This window comes from Nocardiopsis metallicus, assembly GCF_014201115.1.
GTDB lineage: Bacteria > Actinomycetota > Actinomycetes > Streptosporangiales > Streptosporangiaceae > Nocardiopsis > Nocardiopsis metallicus.
On sequence record NZ_JACHDO010000001.1, the window covers coordinates 1,159,248 to 1,178,551 of the forward strand.

16 protein-coding genes are annotated in these 19,304 nt (G+C 70.4%); 14 read left to right on the forward strand and 2 right to left on the reverse strand.

Annotated elements, in window-relative coordinates; translation table 11 throughout:
- Positions 1-68: 68 nt before the first annotated feature.
- The 8 genes from paaC (at position 69) to HNR07_RS04890 (ending at position 10,322) form a co-directional block, all read left to right on the forward strand.
- Positions 69-947 (forward strand): 1,2-phenylacetyl-CoA epoxidase subunit PaaC, encoded by an 879-nt coding sequence (gene paaC, locus HNR07_RS04855; protein ID WP_184362451.1) that lies wholly within the window; start codon positions 69-71, stop codon positions 945-947.
- Positions 941-1,492, forward strand: coding sequence for a 1,2-phenylacetyl-CoA epoxidase subunit PaaD (gene paaD / locus HNR07_RS04860; RefSeq protein ID WP_246420092.1), 552 nt, complete (start codon positions 941-943; stop codon positions 1,490-1,492). The genes paaC and paaD overlap by 7 nt, the downstream gene beginning before the upstream one ends.
- 2 nt (positions 1,493-1,494) lie before the next feature.
- Positions 1,495-2,598, forward strand: a complete 1,104-nt coding sequence (gene paaE, locus HNR07_RS04865) for a 1,2-phenylacetyl-CoA epoxidase subunit PaaE (protein ID WP_184362453.1) — start codon at positions 1,495-1,497, stop codon at positions 2,596-2,598.
- A gap of 44 nt (positions 2,599-2,642) precedes the next feature.
- Positions 2,643-3,020 (forward strand): hydroxyphenylacetyl-CoA thioesterase PaaI, encoded by a 378-nt coding sequence (gene paaI / locus HNR07_RS04870; protein ID WP_221319186.1) that lies wholly within the window; start codon positions 2,643-2,645, stop codon positions 3,018-3,020.
- 331 nt (positions 3,021-3,351) lie between these two features.
- On the forward strand, positions 3,352-4,533 hold the full coding sequence (rhaI, locus tag HNR07_RS04875) for an L-rhamnose isomerase (protein WP_184362459.1): 1,182 nt from the start codon (positions 3,352-3,354) through the stop codon (positions 4,531-4,533).
- On the forward strand, positions 4,521-6,626 hold the full coding sequence (locus tag HNR07_RS04880; protein WP_184362462.1) for a bifunctional aldolase/short-chain dehydrogenase: 2,106 nt from the start codon (positions 4,521-4,523) through the stop codon (positions 6,624-6,626). The genes rhaI and HNR07_RS04880 overlap by 13 nt, the downstream gene beginning before the upstream one ends.
- Complete coding sequence (locus HNR07_RS04885) at positions 6,623-8,134, forward strand: rhamnulokinase (RefSeq protein WP_376769903.1); 1,512 nt, start codon at positions 6,623-6,625, stop codon at positions 8,132-8,134. Before HNR07_RS04880 ends, HNR07_RS04885 begins: the two co-directional genes overlap by 4 nt.
- Before the next feature lie 388 nt (positions 8,135-8,522).
- On the forward strand, positions 8,523-10,322 hold the full coding sequence (locus HNR07_RS04890; RefSeq protein WP_184362467.1) for a LamG domain-containing protein: 1,800 nt from the start codon (positions 8,523-8,525) through the stop codon (positions 10,320-10,322).
- 362 nt (positions 10,323-10,684) lie between these two features.
- On the opposite strand, the gene HNR07_RS04895 is transcribed toward HNR07_RS04890, so the two are convergent.
- Positions 10,685-11,883, reverse strand: a protein-coding gene (locus HNR07_RS04895) for an IS3 family transposase (RefSeq protein ID WP_184371482.1) whose coding sequence is annotated in 2 segments (ribosomal slippage) — positions 10,685-11,640 and positions 11,640-11,883 — 1,200 coding nt in all. Because the reading frame shifts where the segments join, the coding sequence is not laid out codon by codon here.
- A gap of 91 nt (positions 11,884-11,974) precedes the next feature.
- Between HNR07_RS04895 and HNR07_RS34250 the strand changes: the two genes are divergently transcribed.
- Together HNR07_RS34250 and HNR07_RS04900 are read left to right on the forward strand one after the other, a co-directional pair.
- Entirely contained in the window at positions 11,975-12,295 is a 321-nt protein-coding gene (locus HNR07_RS34250; protein WP_221318717.1) for a helix-turn-helix domain-containing protein, read from the forward strand.
- Entirely contained in the window at positions 12,292-13,146 is an 855-nt protein-coding gene (locus HNR07_RS04900) for an IS3 family transposase (protein WP_312893595.1), read from the forward strand. Before HNR07_RS34250 ends, HNR07_RS04900 begins: the two co-directional genes overlap by 4 nt.
- A gap of 58 nt (positions 13,147-13,204) precedes the next feature.
- Here HNR07_RS04900 and HNR07_RS04905 read toward each other — a convergent pair whose 3' ends face one another.
- Complete coding sequence (locus HNR07_RS04905; RefSeq protein ID WP_184362472.1) at positions 13,205-14,254, reverse strand: LacI family DNA-binding transcriptional regulator; 1,050 nt, start codon at positions 14,252-14,254, stop codon at positions 13,205-13,207.
- 326 nt (positions 14,255-14,580) lie between these two features.
- Here HNR07_RS04905 and HNR07_RS04910 point away from each other — a divergent pair, with 326 nt between their 5' ends.
- Genes HNR07_RS04910 through rhaS form a run of 4 tightly spaced genes read left to right on the forward strand, consistent with a single transcriptional unit; the run spans position 14,581 to position 19,298 of the window.
- Positions 14,581-16,098, forward strand: a complete 1,518-nt coding sequence (locus HNR07_RS04910; protein ID WP_184362475.1) for a sugar ABC transporter ATP-binding protein — start codon at positions 14,581-14,583, stop codon at positions 16,096-16,098.
- Positions 16,095-17,147, forward strand: a complete 1,053-nt coding sequence (locus HNR07_RS04915; protein ID WP_184362478.1) for an ABC transporter permease — start codon at positions 16,095-16,097, stop codon at positions 17,145-17,147. Before HNR07_RS04910 ends, HNR07_RS04915 begins: the two co-directional genes overlap by 4 nt.
- Positions 17,131-18,237 (forward strand): ABC transporter permease, encoded by a 1,107-nt coding sequence (locus tag HNR07_RS04920; protein ID WP_184362481.1) that lies wholly within the window; start codon positions 17,131-17,133, stop codon positions 18,235-18,237. Before HNR07_RS04915 ends, HNR07_RS04920 begins: the two co-directional genes overlap by 17 nt.
- Positions 18,234-19,298, forward strand: a complete 1,065-nt coding sequence (rhaS, locus tag HNR07_RS04925) for a rhamnose ABC transporter substrate-binding protein (RefSeq protein WP_184362485.1) — start codon at positions 18,234-18,236, stop codon at positions 19,296-19,298. The genes HNR07_RS04920 and rhaS overlap by 4 nt, the downstream gene beginning before the upstream one ends.
- Positions 19,299-19,304 lie beyond the last annotated feature (6 nt).

Below are 19,304 nucleotides of genomic sequence, written 5' to 3' on the forward strand. Positions count from 1 at the left end.
CCGAGCCGTTCGGGGCGCCGCCCGCAAGGCGCCGGGGCCAGGTCAGCACGAGTCTTCAAGGAACAAACATGAGTGGCGAGAACATTTTCACCGGTCTGACCGAGGAGCACGACGGCGACGCCCGTTGGGCCTTCGGCACCGGCTTCACCGAGGCGCTCGCGGGCGTGGACACCACCCTGCCCGCGGGGGTGGACGGTGCGGACCTGGCGACCTACTGCCAGATGCTCGGCGATGACGCCCTCGTCCAGTCCCAGCGCCTCGTCCAGTGGGTGACCGACGCCCCCGAACTGGAGGAGGAGGTCGCCCTGGCCAACATCGCGCTGGACCTGCTCGGCCAGGCCCGGCTCCTGCTGGCCCGTGCCGGACAGGCCGACGGCACCGGCCGCGACGAGGACGCCTTCGCCTACCACCGGGACCCCGCGCAGTTCCGCAACACGCACCTGACCGAGGCCCCGCGCGGCGACTTCGCCCGCGCGATCGCCACCCTGCTCGTGCTCTCCAGCTGGCGCCTGGCCGTCTTCACCCGCCTGGCCGACAGCAAGGACCCCGTGCTCTCCGCGATCGCCGCCAAGGGCGTGAACGAACTCGCCTACCACCGCGAGTACGCCGTGTCCTGGGCCCTGCGCCTGGGTGACGGAACCCCCTACTCCAACGAGCGCATGCGCGAGGCCGTCGCCGAGGTGTGGCCGCTGACCGGCGAGCTTTTCGCCACCCACCCCGTGGAGGCCGCCCTGGCCGCCCAGGGTGTGGGCGTGGACCCCGCCTCGGTACGCGAGGAGGTCCACGAGGTCCTCACCCGGGTACTGACCGCCGCGACCCTGGCCGCCCCGGCACCGTTCCCCCAGAGCGCCGTCGCCGGACGCGAGGGCAGGCACACCAGCGAACTCGCCCCGCTGCTGGAGGAGCTCCAGCGCGTGGCCCGGGAGCACCCGGAGGCGACATGGTAACCAGCACCAGCACGGACACCGGAACCGGCACGGCTCGGGGTGCCGGGGCCGAGCGCAAGCTGTGGGAGGCCGCCGCCGCGGTCACCGACCCCGAACTGCCGATGCTCACCCTCGCCGACCTGGGCATCCTGCGTGACGTCGCGGTGGAGGACGACGGCACCGCCGCGGTGTGGATCACCCCCACCTACTCCGGGTGTCCCGCCCTCGCCGAGATGCGCGTGGACGTGGACCGCGCCGTGCGCGCCGCCGGGTTCGAGCGCGTGGAGGTGCGCACCGCGCTCTCCCCGGCCTGGACCACCGACTGGATCACCGACGAGGGCAGGCGCAAGCTCACCGAGCACGGCATCTCCCCGCCCGGTGGGGCGCCCAAGCGCCCTGCCGGTCCCGTCCCGCTCACCCTGATGCCGACCCGTACCGTCCCGCGCTGCCCGCTGTGCGGCGCGGCCGACACCGAGGAACTGTCCCGGTTCGGCGCGACCTCCTGCAAGTCGCTGCACCGCTGCCGGAGCTGCCTCGAACCGTTCGAGCACGTCAAGGAGATCTGACCGTGACCACACCCGTCACCGAGACCGCTCCCGCCGCCGCGCGCGGCCGGGCGGCGTTCCACCGGCTGCGCGTGGCCGCCGTCGAGCGCCTGTGCGACGACGCCGTCGCTGTCACCTTCGACGTCCCCGACCACCTGGCCGAGGAGTTCGCCTTCGCTCCGGGCCAGTCGCTGACCCTGCGCCGCCAGGTGGGCGGCGTGGACGAGCGGCGCAGCTACTCCATCTGCGCGCCCGTGGGCGAGGCCCCCCGCGTGGGAGTGCGCCTGGTCTCCGGGGGCCTGTTCTCCAGCTGGCTGGTCCGCGAGGTCGAGCCGGGCGACGAGATCGAGGTGGGGCCGCCCGCCGGCCGGTTCAGCCCCGACCTGACCGAGGCCGCCCGCCACGTGCTGGTCGCCGCGGGTTCGGGCATCACACCGATGCTGTCCGTGGCGTCCTCGCTGCTGCGCCGCACCGACTCCCGTGTCACGCTGCTCTACGGCAACCGCCGCAGCGACACGGTGATGTTCGCCGACGAGCTCGCCGACCTCAAGGACGCCTTCGGCCCCCGGCTCGAACTCGTGCACGTGCTCTCCCGTGAACCCCGCGAGTCCGAGCTGTTCAGCGGCCGTCTGGACGGGGAGAAGCTGGACGCGCTGCTGTCCACGATCATCGCCCCCGACGCGGTCGACCACTGGTGGCTGTGCGGTCCCTACGGCATGGTCACCGACGCCCAGGAGGTACTGGCCCGGCACGGGGTGGAGGGCGAGCGGGTCCACCAGGAGTTGTTCTTCGTCGAGGGCGCCGAGCCGCCGCCCCAGTCCCGCCACGAGGAGCCCGGGATCGAGGGCCCGGCCAGCGAGGTGACCGTCGTCCTGGACGGCCGCACCACCACGCTGACCCTGCCCCAGGGCGTCCCGGTGCTGGACTCCGCGCAGCGCTACCGCCCCGACCTGCCCTTCGCCTGCAAGGGCGGCGTGTGCGGAACCTGCCGGGTCAAGGTGTGCGGCGGTGAGGTGAAGATGCGCCGCAACTACGCGCTCACCCCCGCCGAGGTCGAGGCCGGGTACGCCCTGGCCTGCCAGGCGCTGCCGCAGACCGACGCCGTCACCGTGGACTTCGACTCGTGAGCGCGGAGGCGGCGCCGGGGAAGCGCAACGAGACCGCCTGGCGGATGTTCGAGGCCGACCGGGCCTCCAAGAACCTGGGCATGCGCCTGGTCGAGGCCGGCGAAGGGCTCGCGGTGGTGGAGATGACCGTGGGGCCGCTGATGGTGAACGGTCACGGCATCGCGCACGGCGGGTTCGTGTTCACGCTCGCCGACACCGCCTTCGCCTGCGCCTGCAACCTGGACGGAGGCGGGGTGACGGTGGCCTCCGGGGCCGACGTGACCTTCGTGGCCCCGGCCAAGGAGGGCGACGTGCTGGTGGCGACCGCCGTGGAGCGCGTGGTCTACGGTCGCAGCGGCCTCTACGACGTCACGGTTCGCCGCGGCGAGGAGGTCATCGCCGAGTTCCGCGGGCGCAGCCGCACCCTGCCCCGGAACGGGTAGTCCGGGGCGGTGGGGCGGCAGGGCCGGGGCGATTGCCCCGGCCCTTTCCGCGTGTCCGCGGGCATGGTGGACAAAAGCGGCGCAGGAGCCCGAAGATGGAAGGAAAGCGCTTTCTATGCGGCCTGTCCGCCCTGGGATCCCTGGGTGGAGGCGGACGGCTCAGGTGATCGGGTAAAACGTTGTAAGCAGCGGCCCCTGGTGCTTTCTCTTTGTCTCCCAGTGTGACTGTTGACACCTCTGCTGGTGTAAGGATAGCTTTTTCGCCAGTTGGATAAAACGATTCAATGATCGCTTGAGCCGCGATCCCGTACCAGCCGAACGGAGCCCCACCGTGGTCACACCGCATGCGGCCTCGCACTCCGACACCCTCGCGGTCCTGCGCCGCCAGCACATCGAACTCCCCTCCTGGGCCTTCGGGAACTCCGGAACCCGCTTCAAGGTGTTCGGTCAGCCCGGAGTGCCCCGCGACCCCTGGGAGAAGCTCGCCGACGCGGCCCAGGTGCACCGCCACACCGGTGCGGCCCCCACCGTCGCCCTGCACATCCCCTGGGACCGGGTGGACGACTACAGCGCTCTGGCCGACCACGCACGTGACCTGGGCATCGGTATCGGAACCATCAACGCCAACGTCTTCCAGGACGACGACTACCGGCTCGGCAGCGTCACCAACTCCGACCCCCGGGTGCGCCGCAAGGCGATCGACCACCTCCTGGAGTGCGTCGACGTCATGGACGCCACCGGCTCGCGCGACCTCAAGCTCTGGTTCGCCGACGGCACCAACTACCCCGGCCAGGACGACCTCAGGTCCCGGCAGGACCGCCTGGCCGAGGCCCTGCGCGAGGTCTACGGGCGCCTCGCCCCCCACCAGCGCCTCCAGCTGGAGTACAAGCTCTTCGAACCGGCCTTCTACGCCACCGACGTCCCCGACTGGGGCACCGCCTACGCCCACTGCCTCGAACTGGGGGAACGGGCCGTGGTCTGCGTCGATACCGGCCACCACGCGGCGCACACCAACATCGAGTTCATCGTCGCCTTCCTGCTCAGAGCCGGGAGGCTCGGGGCCTTCGACTTCAACTCCCGCTTCTACGCCGACGACGACCTCATGGTCGGCGCCGCCGACCCCTTCCAGCTCTTCCGCATCATGTACGAGGTGGTGCGCGGCGGCGCGATGGCCGCCGACACCCAGGTCGCCTTCATGCTCGACCAGTGCCACAACATCGAACCCAAGATCGCCGGGCAGATCCGCTCGGTGATGAACGTGCAGGAGGCCACGGCCAAGGCCCTGCTCGTGGACCCCGACGCCCTGGCCCGCGCCCAGGAGGCCGGTGACGTCCTGGGCGCCAACGCCGTGCTCATGGACGCCTACAACACCGACGTGCGCCCGCTCCTGGCCGACCTGCGCGAGGAGCAGGGGCTGCACCCCGACCCCATGGCCGCCCACGCCGCGTCCGGCTACGCGGAGCGCGTGGCGCAGGAGCGCAGGGGCGGCGCCCAGGCCGGATGGGGCGCATGACCCCGCCCGCCCAGCACCCCGCCCGGCCCCACCACGACACCGAACAGGGAAGCACCGTGTCCGAATCCGTCGTCGCCCAGCTCGTCGAACGCAGCAACGCCCTGGGAGCCGATCCGCGCAACACCAACTTCGCGGGCGGCAACACCTCCGCCGCCGGTACCCGCACCGACCCCGTCACCGGGCAGCCGGTCGAACTGCTCTGGGTCAAGGGATCCGGCGGCGACCTGGGCACCCTCACCGAGGAGGGCCTGGCCGTCCTGCGGCTGGACCGCCTGCGCGCCCTCGTGGACGTCTACCCGGGCGAGGAACGCGAGGACGAGATGGTCGCCGCCTTCGACCACTGCGCCTTCGGCAAGGGCGGCGCCGCGCCCTCCATCGACACCGCCATGCACGGCCTGGTGCGCGCCCCCCACGTGGACCACCTGCACCCCGACTCCGGCATCGCCCTGGCCACCGCCGCCGACGGCGAACGACTGACCCGCGAGTGCTTCGGCGACCGCGTGGTCTGGGTGCCCTGGCGCAGGCCCGGTTTCCAGCTCGGCCTGGACATCGCGCAGATCGCCGAGGACAACCCCGACGCCATCGGCGCGATCCTGGGCGGCCACGGCATCACCGCCTGGGCCCAGACCAGCGAGCAGTGCCAGGCCAACTCGCTGGAGATCATCCGCACCGCCGAGCGCTTCTTGGAGGAGAGGGGACGGCCCCAGCCCTTCGGCCCCGCCCTGGAGGGCTACGGCGCCCTGCCCGAGGCGGAGCGCCGCGAGCGCGCGGCCGCCCTGGCGCCGCTCATCCGCGGACTGGCCTCCACCGACCACCCGCAGATCGGCCACTTCACCGACAGCGACGTCGTCCTGGACTTCCTCGCCGCCGCCGGGCACCCCCGCCTGGCCGCGCTGGGCACCTCCTGCCCCGACCACTTCCTGCGCACCAAGGTCCGCCCCATGGTGCTCGACCTGCCCGCCGACGCACCGCTGGAACAGGCGGCGGAGCGGCTGCGCGAACTCCACCAGCAGTACCGGACCGACTACCGCGCCTACTACGAGCGCCACGCCCGGCCCGACAGCCCCGCCATGCGCGGCGCCGACCCGGCCATCGTCCTGGTCCCCGGCGTGGGCATGTTCTCCTTCGGCAAGGACGCCAAGACCGCGCGCGTGGCCGGGGAGTTCTACGTCAACGCCATCAACGTGATGCGCGGCGCCGAGGCGGTCTCCACCTACCGGCCCATCGAGGAGTCGGAGAAGTTCCGCATCGAGTACTGGGCCCTGGAGGAGGCCAAGCTCGCCCGCCTGCCCGAGCCCAAACCGCTGGCGGGCCGGGTCGCCTTCGTCACCGGCGCCGCGAGCGGCATCGGCAAGGCCATCGCCACCCGCCTGGCCGCCGAGGGCGCCTGCGTGGTCGTCTCCGACCTGGACGCCGACAAGGCCGCCGGGGCCGCCGCCGAACTCGGCGGCGCCGACACCGCCATCGGCGTGGCCTGCGACGTCCGCGACGGCCGGGCCGTCGCCCGGGCCCTGGGCGAGGCGGCGCTGGCCTTCGGCGGCGTGGACCTGGTGGTCAACAACGCCGGGCTGTCCATCTCCAAACCGCTGCTGGAGACCACCGAACGCGACTGGGACCTGCAGCACGACGTCATGGCCAAGGGCTCCTTCCTGGTCTCGCGCGAGGCGGCCCGCATCATGATCGAGCAGGACATGGGCGGCGACATCGTCTACATCGCCTCCAAGAACGCGGTGTTCGCCGGACCCAAGAACATCGCCTACTCCTCCGTCAAGGCCGACCAGGCCCACCAGGTACGCCTGCTGGCCGCCGAACTCGGCGAGCACGGCATCCGCGTCAACGGGGTCAACCCCGACGGCGTGGTACGCGGTTCGGGCATCTTCGCGGGCGGCTGGGGCGCCCAGCGCGCCGAGGTCTACGGCGTCAAGGAGGAGGAGCTCGGCGCGTTCTACGCCAAGCGCACCCTCCTGGGCCGCGAGGTGCTGCCCGAGCACGTGGCGGCCGCGGTGTTCGCACTCACCTCGGGGGAGCTGTCGCACACCACCGGCCTGCACGTTCCCGTCGACAGCGGCGTGGCCGCCGCGTTCCTGAGGTGAGCGCCGTGGTCGAGAAGGGGGGCGCGGCAGTGCACGCCGCGATCGACCTGGGCGCCTCCAGCGGCCGGGTGATCACCGGCCGCGTCCGCGACGGTGTCCTGCGCACCGAGGAGGCGGCCCGCTTCGCCAACACCCCGGTCACCGTGCCGGTGGAGGGCGGCGAGCGCCTGCACTGGGACGTGCTGTCCCTGTACCGGGGAGCCCTGGAGGGGCTGCGCGCGGTGGCCGGGTCCCACGGGGGCCTGGCTTCGGTGGGCATCGACTCCTGGGCGGTGGACTACGGGCTGCTCGACGCCGACGGGGCGCTGCTCGGGAACCCGGTGCACTACCGGGACGCCCGTACCGAGGGTGTGCCGGAGGAGGTGTTCGGGTACCTGCCCGCCGACCGCATGTATGCCGTCAACGGGCTCCAGGTCCAGCGGTTCAACACGGTGTTCCAGCTGGCCGCGGCGGCCGACGACCCCCAGCTGGTGCCGTTGGCCCGCGACGCGCTGCTCGTCCCGGACCTGCTGGGATACTGGCTTACGGGGGAGCGGGTGTGGGAGGTGACCAACGCGTCCACCACCGGGCTGGTGGACGCGCGCACCCGGGACTGGGCCCAGGAGTGCCTGGACGTGCTGGAGGGGTCCTTCGGGGTGCCGGTGCGCGACATGCTCTCCCGTCTGGTCGAACCGGGCACGGTCGTGGGCCGGCTGTGCGCCCGCGCGTCGGTGGGAGGCGCGGCGGGGGCGCCGCTGGTGGTGGTCGGCTCGCACGACACCGCGTCGGCGGTGGTCGCGGTCCCGGCCGCCACTCCCCACTTCGCCTACGTCTCGTGCGGGACGTGGTCGCTGGTGGGGGTGGAGCTGGACGCCCCGGTGCGCAGCGAGGAGAGCCGGGCCGCCAACTTCACCAACGAGCTCGGCGTGGACGGCACGGTCCGCTACCTGCGCAACGTCATGGGCCTGTGGCTACTGCAGGAGTCCCTGCGCACCTGGCGCGAGCAGAGCCGTGACGTGGACCTGGCCAACCTGCTGGAGCGGGCTGCCCGGGTGCCGGCGCTGGCCTGCGTGGTCGACGTGGACGATCCCCGGTTCTTGCCGCCGGGCGACATGCCCGCGAGGATCGCCGCGTGCGCGGCCGAGAGGGGGCAGCGGCCGCCCGAGGGCGAGGCCGAGCTGGCCCGGTGCGTCATCGACTCCCTGGCCCTGGCCTACCGCAGAGCGGTGCGCCAGGCCGCCGAACTTTCCGGTCGGGACGTCGAGGTGGTGCACGTGGTGGGGGGAGGGTCGCGCAACACGCTGTTGTGCCGACTGACCGCCGAAGCCACCGGCCTGCCGGTCGTGGCCGGTCCGGCCGAGGGCACCGCCGCGGGCAACCTGCTGGTGCAGGCCCGTGCCGTCGGCGCGGTCGAGGGGGAGCTGTCGGACCTGCGCCGGATCGTGGCCGCCTCCTTCGAGCTGCGGCGCTACGAGCCGCAGGGGGACCGGGCCCGCTGGGAGGACGCCGAGCGGCGCCTCTGGGGCTGACCCCGGACAGGGCCCCGAGGACACCGGAGGAACCGCCACGACCCGTGGTGCCTCCGGGGTCCTTCGCGTGCTTTCGGTGCGTCTTTCCCTCTCCAGGTCCTCACGCTTGCGGAGCGAAGCAGTCAGGAGCCGACTGGACTGGTGAGCTTAGGTGGCCCGGGGCCGGCGCAAAACTCTCGCTGTGGCCGCATTCGGCCTTTTTTGACATGAATCTTCCGGAGGGTTTTCTCAGCTTAGGGTCGATATGCGTGTATTTGCGCCAGGCGGGCACCCGTCAGCTGTTCCCCTGCGCCTGATAGCTTCGCCTCTTGTCCCAGGGCAACCACCGGCCGCGTCCAGACGGCACGGCCCCCACAGGTGATCCCCATCCTGGGCTAGAGAGTCTGCCATGCTCCGTCGTGCTCGGGTTCGGGTCGCCGCCCTTCTGGCGCTCGTCCTCCTGTTTCCCTTCCTTCCCGTGCCGGCCTTCGCAGATGTCGGGATCGAGGTCACCTCTGCGGACTACCCTGCCGGGAACGAGTTCCACGGCTCGCCCGGTCAGCCCGGCGATTTCACTTTCTCCAGTCGTGGCGCCGAGGACGTCCAGAGCTACTTCTACGGCCTCAATGACGGCAGCTGTGTTCGCGAAGCCGTGCCTGAGGAACCAGGCGGGTCGGTGACAGTGACCCTCACCCCGCGTCACGCGGGGCCCAACAGGATCTACGCACGCACAGTGGACGCCTCCGGCAAGTCCTCCGCCTGCACGTCCGTCTACTCCTTCCTGGTCGCTCCGCCCAGTGATCCGGTGGCCTACTTCGCCTTCGACGAGGGGCAGGGAAACCGTGCCGCCGACCTCGTCAACCCCGACCAGGGCGCCACCTTGTCCGAGGGTGTGGAGTGGGTCCGCGGCCGAGTCGGGACGGTCGAGAACCCCAACACCAACCCTGCCCCGCGCCTGGAGGGCACGGCCGTCCACACCAACGGCCGCACCGACGCCGAGATCACCGTCAACCACTCCACCGTGGACACCTCCGGTTCCTTCTCCGTCTCCACCTGGGTGAAGCTGGAGGGTGCCCGCGCCGACCACATAGCCGTTGCTCAGTCGGGCGCCGCGCAGAGCGCCTTCCAGCTCGGTTACCAAGGAGACACCGGTCAGTGGGTGTTCAGGATGTTCCCCGAAGACGAGTCCGGGGACACTTCCCGGGAGTGGGCGGTGGCCGCATCCACCGCCTCCGCCGAGACCGGGGTGTGGACGCACCTGCTGGGCACCCACGACGGCCAGACCGGTGAGATCACCCTCTACGTCGACGGCATCGAACAGGGCACCGTCACCCACTCGGGGCCATGGAACGCCCGGGGGCCGCTCGCCATCGGACGCACCCTGTCCGAGGGCACGGGCGGTCACCACTGGTCCGGCGCTATCGACGACGTTCGTGTGTGGAACCGACTCGTCCTGGACGAGGCCGTGGCCGGCTCCGAAACCAACTCCGAAGTGTGGCGACTGGCCAATCGCCCTCTCGCGGCCGAAGGCCGGTGGATGCTCGACGAGTGGGACGGCACGTCCGTGGCCGACGCCACCGACCACGGACTCGAAGCCACCCTGCACGCAGATCCCCTCACTGCCTGGGACGCTGCGGAGAACGACATCACTTTCTCTCCCGCGCTTCGTTTGAACGGTGACGACGAGTACGTCGAGACATCCGGCCCCGCTCTGCGCACGGACCGCAGCTTCAGCATCGCGGCCTGGGTGCGTCTGGACGAGACCGGCGAGGGTGTCGACGCCACCGCCGTCAGCCAGGCCGGCACGCATCAAAGCGGCTTCCACTTGGGTTACCAGGGCGACAGCGGCCGATGGGTGTTCAAGATGGCCGCCCATGATGACGCGAACGCCGTGGGTTCGACCGAGTGGACCTCCGCCTCCTCCGCCTGGCTCGCCCAGCCGGGGGAATGGGCCCATCTGACGGGTGTCTACGACCACACCAGCGGTGAACTGGTGCTCTACGTGGACGGCTTCGAGGCCTCTCGTGCGGCGGTGGAACACACTTGGCACGCAGAGGGCCCGCTGCGCATCGGCAGCGCCCAGCACGGCGGTTCCAACACCGACCACTGGCCCGGTGACATCGACGATGTCCACGCCTACCAGGGCGTCCTCGAGGCCCACTCGATCTCCAGCGTCTACGAAGGGCTCTTCCCCAGCGCTCAGCGCTGACCCGCACACGAAGCGACGCAGGCCGGCTGGGGCGCTGCCCGGCGCGGGAGCGGAACCGGCGTGGTGTAGATCCTTTCCGGTTTTCTGAAGCATGGGGCCCCTGTTCCACCGCACGTGGATGAACTGCTCCCTGGAAGTTGGACTGGAAATCCAGTTCCATCGACCAGGGAGCAGTCCCATGAGAGCGAACAGCTCACTCACCCAGGACCAACGCCACCAAGCGATAGCGTTGTTCGAGCAAGGCAGAGCCGATCACGCGGTAGCGGCCTCTCTGGGGGTCTCGCGATGGGCGGTCCGAAGCCTGTACCGACGGTGGCGGATTGATGTTGCTTCAGTTCGGTAGACACCTGTGAGCTGGGGTTTTACGCGGCCTGAGACAGCGCCGCAAGCCTGTCTTGAGCAACTTCGGTGTGGCGACGTTCATACTCAGCCGGGCTGAGCTGACCATTGGCCGAATGCCGCCGCCAGGGGTTGTAGAACCCCTCGATATAGGAGAACACCTCCCGCTCCGCATCCGCCCTGGTGGCGAAACGGGTGCGGTCGATCAACTCGGTCTCCAACGACGCGAAGAAGCTCTCGGTGACGGCGTTGTCGTAACACGACCCCGTCCGCCCCGTCGAGGGAGCGATCCCTGCCTCTTCGCAGCGGCGACCAAAGGCCAGACTGGTGTATTGCGATCCCTTGTCCGAGTGATGGATCAGCCCCGGACCGGGACGGCGGGCGGTCACCGCCATGGCCAGCGCGTCGCAGACCAGATCGGCGCGCATGTGAGGGGCCATCGCCCAGCCCACGATGCGGCGCGAGAACAGGTCCATCACCACCGCCAGGTACACCCACCCCTGGTCGGTGGGCACGTAGGTGATGTCCGCGCTCCACTTGGTGTTGGGGGCATGGGCGGTGAAGTCACGACCGACCAGATCCGGTGGGGCTGTGGCCATCCGGTCCTGGGAGGTCAGGCTTTTGCGGCCGGTGCGGCGGTGGACCCCGACCAGGCCCTGGCGGCGCATCAGCCGGGTGATGCGGTTGCGTCCAGCGCGGATGCCGTCGAGCTCGGCCAGGTCGGCCTGGAGCCTGGGGGAGCCGTAGGTGCCGCGGGAGCGCTCGTGGTGGCCCTGGATGCGCTCGGACAGGTCAGCGTCGGAGCGTTCCTTGGCCGTGGGGCCGTCCTGGATTCGGTGGTGGTGTTTGTAGTAGCCCTGCCGCGATACGCCGAGCAGCCGGGACATCAGGGAGACGGAGTGGCGTGTCTTTTCTTCGTCGATCAGCCGGAACATCACCGACTGGTCTCCCGGACGAAGAAAGCCGTGGCCTTGCGCAGGATCTCGCGCTCTTCGCGCAGCTGGGCGTTCTCTCGGCGAAGGCGGGCCAGTTCGGCCTTGTCATCGCTGGTGGTGCCCTCTGCCTGGCCGGAGTCGATCTTGGCCTGATTGATCCAGGTGCGGATCGTCTGGGCCGAGGGTTCGAACTCAGCTGCCAGGTCCTCGGGGCTACGGCCGGAGCGGGCCAGCGCGATGATCTGATCGCGGTACTCCGGCGGGTACGCAGGGCGGGTCTTGGGCACTTCAATCTCCTCGTTCAATGACAAAGTATCCGAAAGCGGACACCTGTCCACCGAACCGAAGCAAGATCAGATCCACGGCCCGGGAGCGCTGGTGACCAAACAAGCGAAGAAGTCCTACTCCTTCGAGTTCAAGGTCGAGGCGGTGCGCCGCCTCCTGGCGGGCGAGCCCAAGACCGAGCTGGCCAAGGAACTGGAACTGTCCTCACCCAAGCTGCTGGAATCGTGGGTGCGCACCTACCGCACCCAGGGCTCAGAAGGGCTACGCCCCAAGCAGCGAGGACGCCCGCCCAAGAGCGCACCACAAGAGCCAGCCTCAGAGCTGGAACGACTACGCCGTGAGAACGAGCTCCTGCGTGCCCAGAACGCCTACCTGGGAAAAGTGCGGGCCTTGAGGGAACATCCACCAGAGTGAGGGTTCACGCTGTGGTCGCCCTCAAGGCCGAACACCGATTGGACGTGCTGCTGCGGGTTGCTGGGCTGGCCCGCTCCACGTTCTTCTACCACCAGGCCCGACTCCAAACCCCGGATCCCCACGCAGCGCTCAAGGCCCAGATCAGGCAGCTCTTCGACAAGAACAAGGGCCGCTACGGGCACCGCCGGATCCATGACCAGCTCCTCAAGAAGGGGTGGCGGGTAGCGAAGAAGACCGTACTCAAGCTCATGAACCAGCTGGGCCTGGTCTGCCGGGTGCGCCGCAAGAAGCCCTACGGCTCCTACCGGGGCCAGGCGGGCCAGGTGGCGCCGAACCTGCTGGAGCGTGACTTCACCGCGCAGGGGCCGAACCAGAAATGGGTGACCGACGTGAGCGAGTTCGCCGTCGCGGGCCACAAGGTCTACCTGTCACCGGTCATGGACCTGTTCGACCGGCAGATCATCTCCTACACGGCCGCTCTGTCACCGAACCTGGAGTTGACCAACACCTCCTTGCGGGAGGCGTTGAAGACCCTGCCCCCTGGTCAGAGCCCGCTGGTCCACTCCGACCAGGGGTTTCAGTATCAGCACGTGTCCTGGCGGCGGCTGCTCGCCGGGGTCGACGGTCTTCAGTCGATGTCGCGCAAGGGCAACTGTCTGGACAACGCGGTGATCGAGAGTTTCTTCGGTCACCTGAAGGAGGAGTTCTTCACCCACTCCGAGTTCGAGACCGTCGAGGAGTTCACCGCAGGGCTGGATGAGTACATCGCCTGGTTCAACCACGAACGCGTCCATAGCTATCTTGAGGGCCTGAGCCCGGTGCAGTACCGAGCTCAGGCCCTGGCGGCCTAACCTTTAGTTAGCCGGTCCAACTATCGGGGACCAGTTCAGGAACGGGGGCCCTCCGTGCTCAGCTCCGGTGGGCCGCCGTGGATCCGCGCACGACCAGTTCCGGGGTGAACAGCACCCGCTCGTGCAGGTGGTCCGGGTCGTTGAGTTCGGCGTGCAGCAGCCGCATCGCCTCCCGCCCCAGCTCGTACTTGGGCTGGGCCACGGTGGTCAGTCCGGGGTGCACCAGGTCGGCGAAGTCCAGGTTGTCGTAACCGACCACCGAGATGTCCTCGGGGACGCGCAGCCCCCGCCTGCCCAGTCCCTTCATCAGCCCCAGCGCGAGCTGGTCGTTGGCGCAGAACACCGCCCGCGGCCGCTGCCTGGGCCCTCCGGTCAGCACCTCGTCCACCGCGCGCTCGCCGTGTTCGGGGTTGAGCAGGGGCTGCTCCACCACCCGCACCGCCGCGTCCGGGTCCAGACCGGCCTCCTCGAAGGCCGCGCGCAGCCCCTGGTGGCGCCGTCGGACCTGCTCGATGGCGAACGGTCCGGTCAGGAAGGTGACCCGCTCGTGGCCCAACCCGATCAGGTGCCGCCCGGCCGCCAGGCCGCCCTCGTGGTTGTCCACGCTGACGCTGCACCCCACGTCCTCGGAGACGTCCCCCCGGTCGAGCGCCACCCAGGAGGTTCCCCGCCGGCTCAGCCACAGCAGGTCGGACAGGTCGTCGTCCACCGGCATGACCACCGCCCCCGCCGCGCGCTGCTCGGCCAGCAGCCGTACGTTGCGTCGCTGGCGCTCGTGTGTTTCGGCCGAGTTGAGCAGGACCACGGCCAGCCCCGAGGTCGCGGCCTCGTCCTCCACACCCCGCGCGACCTCCGCGAAGAAGGGGTTGGTCACATCCAGTACCAGCAGCCCCACGGACTCGCTGCGCCCGGAGCGCAGGCTGCTGCCGGAGGAGTTGCGCACGTAGTCCAGCTCGGCGATGGCGGACTCCACGCGCAGCCGGGTGGCCTCGGCGACGCGCTCGGGCCGGTTGAGCACGTTGGAGACCGTGCCGGGGGAGACCCCGGCGTGCCGGGCGACCTCGGTGATGCCCACGGTGCGGCGGGTGGAGCGGGACCTGGTGGACAAGGATTCTCTCCCGTGCGTGTACTGGGGGGACGGGAGGCATCGTACTGACCCGGACGCGTCTCCGGCTGTGTGCGCGGCCCGTTGGGGTCACATGTTCACATCCGGATTGAAACGTGTCAACGCCAGATGGCCCGCCGGTGTGGCCTCTGGCTCTGCTGCGTAAGCGTTCCGATGGAGGTCGCGGCGTCGTTGCCAGGGCGATACCTGCTCATTTTCCCATGATCCCCTTGACGGTGGAATGTGCTGCACTTAACATCCCCATCATATTAAAACGTTTTTTAGCCTGGTGGTCCATTGCCGGACCCGCACCGAAAAGGAGGGCGCACGTGGACCCGACAGAGGTCCCCCCACCCCTCGCCCTGGTCGACGTCACCAAGTCCTTCGGGAGCGTCAGGGCCCTGCGAGGACTGTCCCTGGAACTGCGCTCCGGAGAGATCCACGCCCTGGTCGGCGAGAACGGGGCGGGCAAGTCCACCCTGGTCAAGACCATCGCCGGAGTGCACCGGCCCGACGGCGGACAGGTGCTCGTGGACGGAGAGCCCACCGCCTTCTCCGCGCCCGCGGACGCCCAGAACGCCGGCATCGCGGTCATCTACCAGGAACCGACGCTCTTCCCCGACCTGTCGGTGGCCGAGAACATCTTCGTCGGCCGCCAGCCCCGCACCCGACTGCGCACCATCGACCGGCGACGGATGCGCCATGAGACCGCGGAGGTCTTCACCCGGCTCGGCGTCCAGATGGACCCCGACCGCCCCGCACGCGGGCTGTCCATCGCCGACCAGCAGCTGGTGGAGATCGCCAAGGCCCTCACCCGTCAGGCCAGGGTCCTGGTCATGGACGAGCCGACCGCCGCCCTGTCCGGCGTGGAGTCCGAGCGCCTGTTCACCGTCGCACGGACGCTGCGCGAGACCGGTGCGGCACTGCTGTTCATCTCGCACCGCTTCGACGAGGTCTTCTCCCTGTGTGACCGCATCACGGTCGTGCGCGACGGAGCCTTCGTCTCCTGTGACCCCGTCTCCGAGGTGGACGTGGACACCGTGGTGCGCCGCATGGTCGGACGCGAGGTGAGCAGCCTCTACCCCAAGGAGGAGGCCGAGCACGGGGAGACCGTCCTGCAGGTCCAGGGCCTGACCCGCGAAGGCGTCTTCGCCGACGTGTCCTTCAGCGTACGGGCCGGGGAGATCGTCGCCCTGGCCGGACTCGTGGGCGCCGGACGCAGCGAGGTCATCCGCGCCGTGTTCGGTGTGGACCGCTACGACGCCGGGTCCGTCCGCGTGCGGGGCCGGGACCTGGCCGGCGGCAGACCCGGGGCGGCCATGGCCGCGGGCATCGCCCTGGTCCCCGAGGACCGGCGCCAACAGGGACTGGTCATGGAGTCCTCCATCGAACGCAACGCCACCGCCACCCGCCGCCGGGCGCTCAGCCGCCTCGGGCTGCTGCGCTCCGCTGCCGAACGCGCCTTCGCCGAGCACTGGGGCGAACGGCTCAACCTCAGGTTCGGCCGACTCGACGACCCGGTGTCCACGCTCTCCGGCGGCAACCAGCAGAAGGTCGTGCTGGCCAAGTGGCTGTCCACCGAACCCCGTGTGCTCTTCGTCGACGAGCCCACGCGCGGAATCGACGTGGGCACCAAGGCCGAGGTGCACCGCCTGCTCTCCACCCTGGCAGGCCGGGGCCTGGCCATCGTCATGGTCTCCAGCGAACTGCCGGAGGTCCTGGGCATGGCCGACCGGGTCCTGGTCATGCACGAGGGCCGTATCACCGCCGAACTCGACCGCGCCGAGGCCGACGAGGAGTCGGTCATGTACGCGGCCACCGGACAGCGACCGGGTGAGGCCGCATGACGAACGCCCCCGCCAACGCCCCCGATACCTCCACCGCGGGCGCGCCGCCCCAACCCAGCGGGCGCCCCGCCCGCCGCCAGCGGCAGTTCCGCGAACTCGGCGTGCTCCTGGCCGTGTTCGTGCTCATCACCGCCACCTGGCTGCACAACCCCGGATTCCTGTCCAGCCAGGGGGTGCGCGACCTGTTCCTCGGCGCGACCGTCCTGGCCGTCCTGGCCGTCGGCCAGGCCCTGGTGCTCATCACCAGGAACGTCGACCTGTCGGTCGGTTCGGTCATGGGCCTGTCCGCCTTCGGCACGGGACTGCTCTTCGTGACCTTCCCCGGCCTGCCCGTCCCCGTGGCCGTACTCGCCGGGGTCGGCATCGGCCTGGTGTGCGGTCTGGTCAACGGCCTGCTCGTGACCACCGTCCAGGTACCCGCTCTGGTGGTCACCCTGGGCACCCTGTACGCCTATCGCGGCCTCAACCACTGGTGGGCCGACGGCGGCCAGGTCAACGCGCACGACATGCCCGCCGCCTTCCTCCTGCTGGGGCGGGTCAGCGTCCTGGGCGTGCCGCTGCCGGCGGCTGTCGCCATCGCCGTGGTCGCCGCGGTCGGCTTCTACCTGGCCCATTACCGCTCGGGGCGGGAACTGTACGCCATCGGCTCCAACGCCGACGCCGCCCGCCTGTCGGGCATCCCGGCCACCCGTCGCGTCATGCTCGCCTTCGCGGCCAACGGGGCCCTGGCCGGGCTCGCCGGAGTCCTGTTCGCCGCCCGCTACGGCACCGTGGACTCCACCGTCGGCACCGGCATGGAACTCCAGGTCGTGGCGGCCGCCGTGGTGGGCGGCGTGGCCATCGCTGGGGGAGTGGGCACCGTCTACGGCGCCGCCCTGGGCGCGGTCCTGCTCACCACGATCACCGCCGCCCTGCCCATCTGGCGCATCGACCAGTTCTGGCACCAGGCCGTGGTGGGCGCGCTCATCCTGGCCGCCATCGGACTGGACCGGCTGCTGGCGCTGCGCACCGCGCGCAAACTTCGAGGAGGAGGTGCCCGTGGCGCCTGAACGCACCGTCACCGCGACCGCACCGGACCGGGTGGCCGACCCGGAACCGGGACCGAACAGGTCCTCCCGGGCCGCCCGCCTGCGCTCCCTGCTGTCCGCACGTGAGACCCCGGTCGTCTCCGCGCTCCTGGTCGCCGTCCTGGGCGCCGTGCTGTTCGTGGACATGTTCGCCACCGCGCGCAACATCGACTTCCTGCTGCTCAGTGTGGCGGCCATCGCCCTGATGGCGCTGCCGATGACGCTCATCGTCATCACCGGTGAGATCGACCTGTCGGTGGCCAGCACCCTGGCCCTGACCAGCGCGACCCTGGGCGTGCTGTGGGAGTCGGGGGTCCCCATCGAGGCCGCGCTGTGGATCTGCCTGGGTGTGGGCGCGCTCCTGGGTGCCTTCAACGGCTTCCTGGTCACCGTGTGCGGGCTGCCCTCCCTGGCCGTCACCATCGGCACCATGGCCCTGTACCGGGGCCTGGCCTACGTGCTGCTGGGCGATCGGGCCGTGGCCAGCTACCCCAGCAGTTGGGTGGGCGGGGCCCGCGAGCACTTCCTGGGCCTGCCCGGTCTGCCGTGGATCGCCGTGGCCGTCCTGGCCCTGGCCGTGCTGTTCGGGGTGCTGCTGCACGCCACCGCCGTCGGCCGGTCGCTGTTCGACATCGGCAACAACAGCGAGGCCGCGCGCTTCACCGGGGTGTCGGTGCGCTGGACCAAGTTCTGGCTCTTCACCCTCAGCGGCACCGTCGCCTCCGCCGCGGGCGTCTTCTGGACCCTGCAGTACGGCACCTCGCGCGCCGACACCGCCTTCGGCCTGGAGCTCCAGGTCGTGGCCGCCGTCCTGCTGGGCGGGGTCTCCATCTTCGGCGGCGTCGGATCGGCCCTCGGAGTGATGAGCGGGGTCCTGCTGCTCGGGGTCATCCGCAACGCGCTCCAGCTGTTCGGCATCGGCAGCGACGTGCTCCAGGTCGTCACCGGCCTGATCCTCATCGCCTCCGTCGTCACCCCCAACCTCCTGGCCCGGCTCAGAGCCGCCCGCGCGCCCCACCCGTCCCCACCGCCCGCCCCCGTGTCCGCCTCCACCAAGGGAGAACAGTCATGACCCAGCCCCGCCCGCGCCACCTGTTCCTGGCCGCGTCCGCCTTCGCCGTGCTGATGACCGCCGCCTGCGGCGGCACCACCATCGACAGCGCCGAGGAGGAGAACGACTCCCGCCCCACCGGGACCGCCGACCCCGGCGCCGAGATCCCCGAGGGCCTGCGGATCGACTTCCTGCCCAAGCAGCTCAACAACCCCTTCTTCGACATCGTCAACGAGGGCGGCACCGAGGCGGTGGAGGAGGTCTCCGGCAACGCCACCGAGCGCGGGGGCACCGAGGCCACCGCCGACTCCCAGGTGGAGTACATCAACGCCGCCAGCCAGGCGGGCAGCGACGTCATCGTCATCGCCGCCAACGACCCCGACGCGGTGTGCCCCGCGCTCAACGAGGCCCGGGACAACGGAGCGGCCATCGTGGGCTACGACTCCGACGCCAACTGCACCGACGTGTTCGTCAACCAGTCCACGACCGAGCTCGTCGGCCGCACGCTGGTCGAGATGGTCTCCGAGCAGCTCGGCGGCGAGGGCACCTTCGCGGTCCTGTCGGCCACCCCCAACGCCACCAACCAGAACGCCTGGATCGCGGCGATGGAGGAGGTGCTCCAGGAGGAGGAGTACGCCGACCTGGAGCTGGTGGACACCGTCTACGGCAACGACGACGACCTGCAGTCCTTCCAGGAGATGCAGGGCCTGATGCAGTCGCACCCCGACCTGGGCGGCGTGGTCTCGCCGACCACGGTGGGCCTGGCGGCGGCGGCGCGCTACGTCAGCGACTCCGAGTACAAGGGCGAGGTGGCCGTCACCGGCCTGGGCACGCCCAACCAGATGCGCGAGTTCGTCAACGACGGCACCGTCGAGGAGTTCGCCCTGTGGAACCCGCTCGACCTGGGCTACCTGGCCGGGTACACCGGTGCCGCGCTCAAGGCCGGGCAGATCACCGGAGCCGAGGGCGAGACCTTCACCGCCGGGCGCCTGGGCGAGTACACCTTCGAGACCGATCGCGAGATCGTGCTCGGCCCGCCGCAGGTCTTCGACGCCGACAACATCGACGACTTCGACTTCTGACCGGAG

Excerpts from the sequence above, each read along its gene's own strand:
- paaC (WP_184362451.1), top strand. The coding sequence starts at position 69 with ATGAGTGGCGAGAACATTTTCACCGGTCTGACCGAGGAGCACGACGGC.
- paaD (WP_246420092.1), top strand. The coding sequence starts at position 941 with ATGGTAACCAGCACCAGCACGGACACCGGAACCGGCACGGCTCGGGGT.
- paaI (WP_221319186.1), top strand. The coding sequence starts at position 2,643 with ATGTTCGAGGCCGACCGGGCCTCCAAGAACCTGGGCATGCGCCTGGTC.
- HNR07_RS04880 (WP_184362462.1), top strand. The coding sequence starts at position 4,521 with ATGGGGCGCATGACCCCGCCCGCCCAGCACCCCGCCCGGCCCCACCAC.
- HNR07_RS04890 (WP_184362467.1), top strand. The coding sequence starts at position 8,523 with ATGCTCCGTCGTGCTCGGGTTCGGGTCGCCGCCCTTCTGGCGCTCGTC.
- HNR07_RS04915 (WP_184362478.1), top strand. The coding sequence starts at position 16,095 with ATGACGAACGCCCCCGCCAACGCCCCCGATACCTCCACCGCGGGCGCG.
- rhaS (WP_184362485.1), top strand. The coding sequence starts at position 18,234 with ATGACCCAGCCCCGCCCGCGCCACCTGTTCCTGGCCGCGTCCGCCTTC.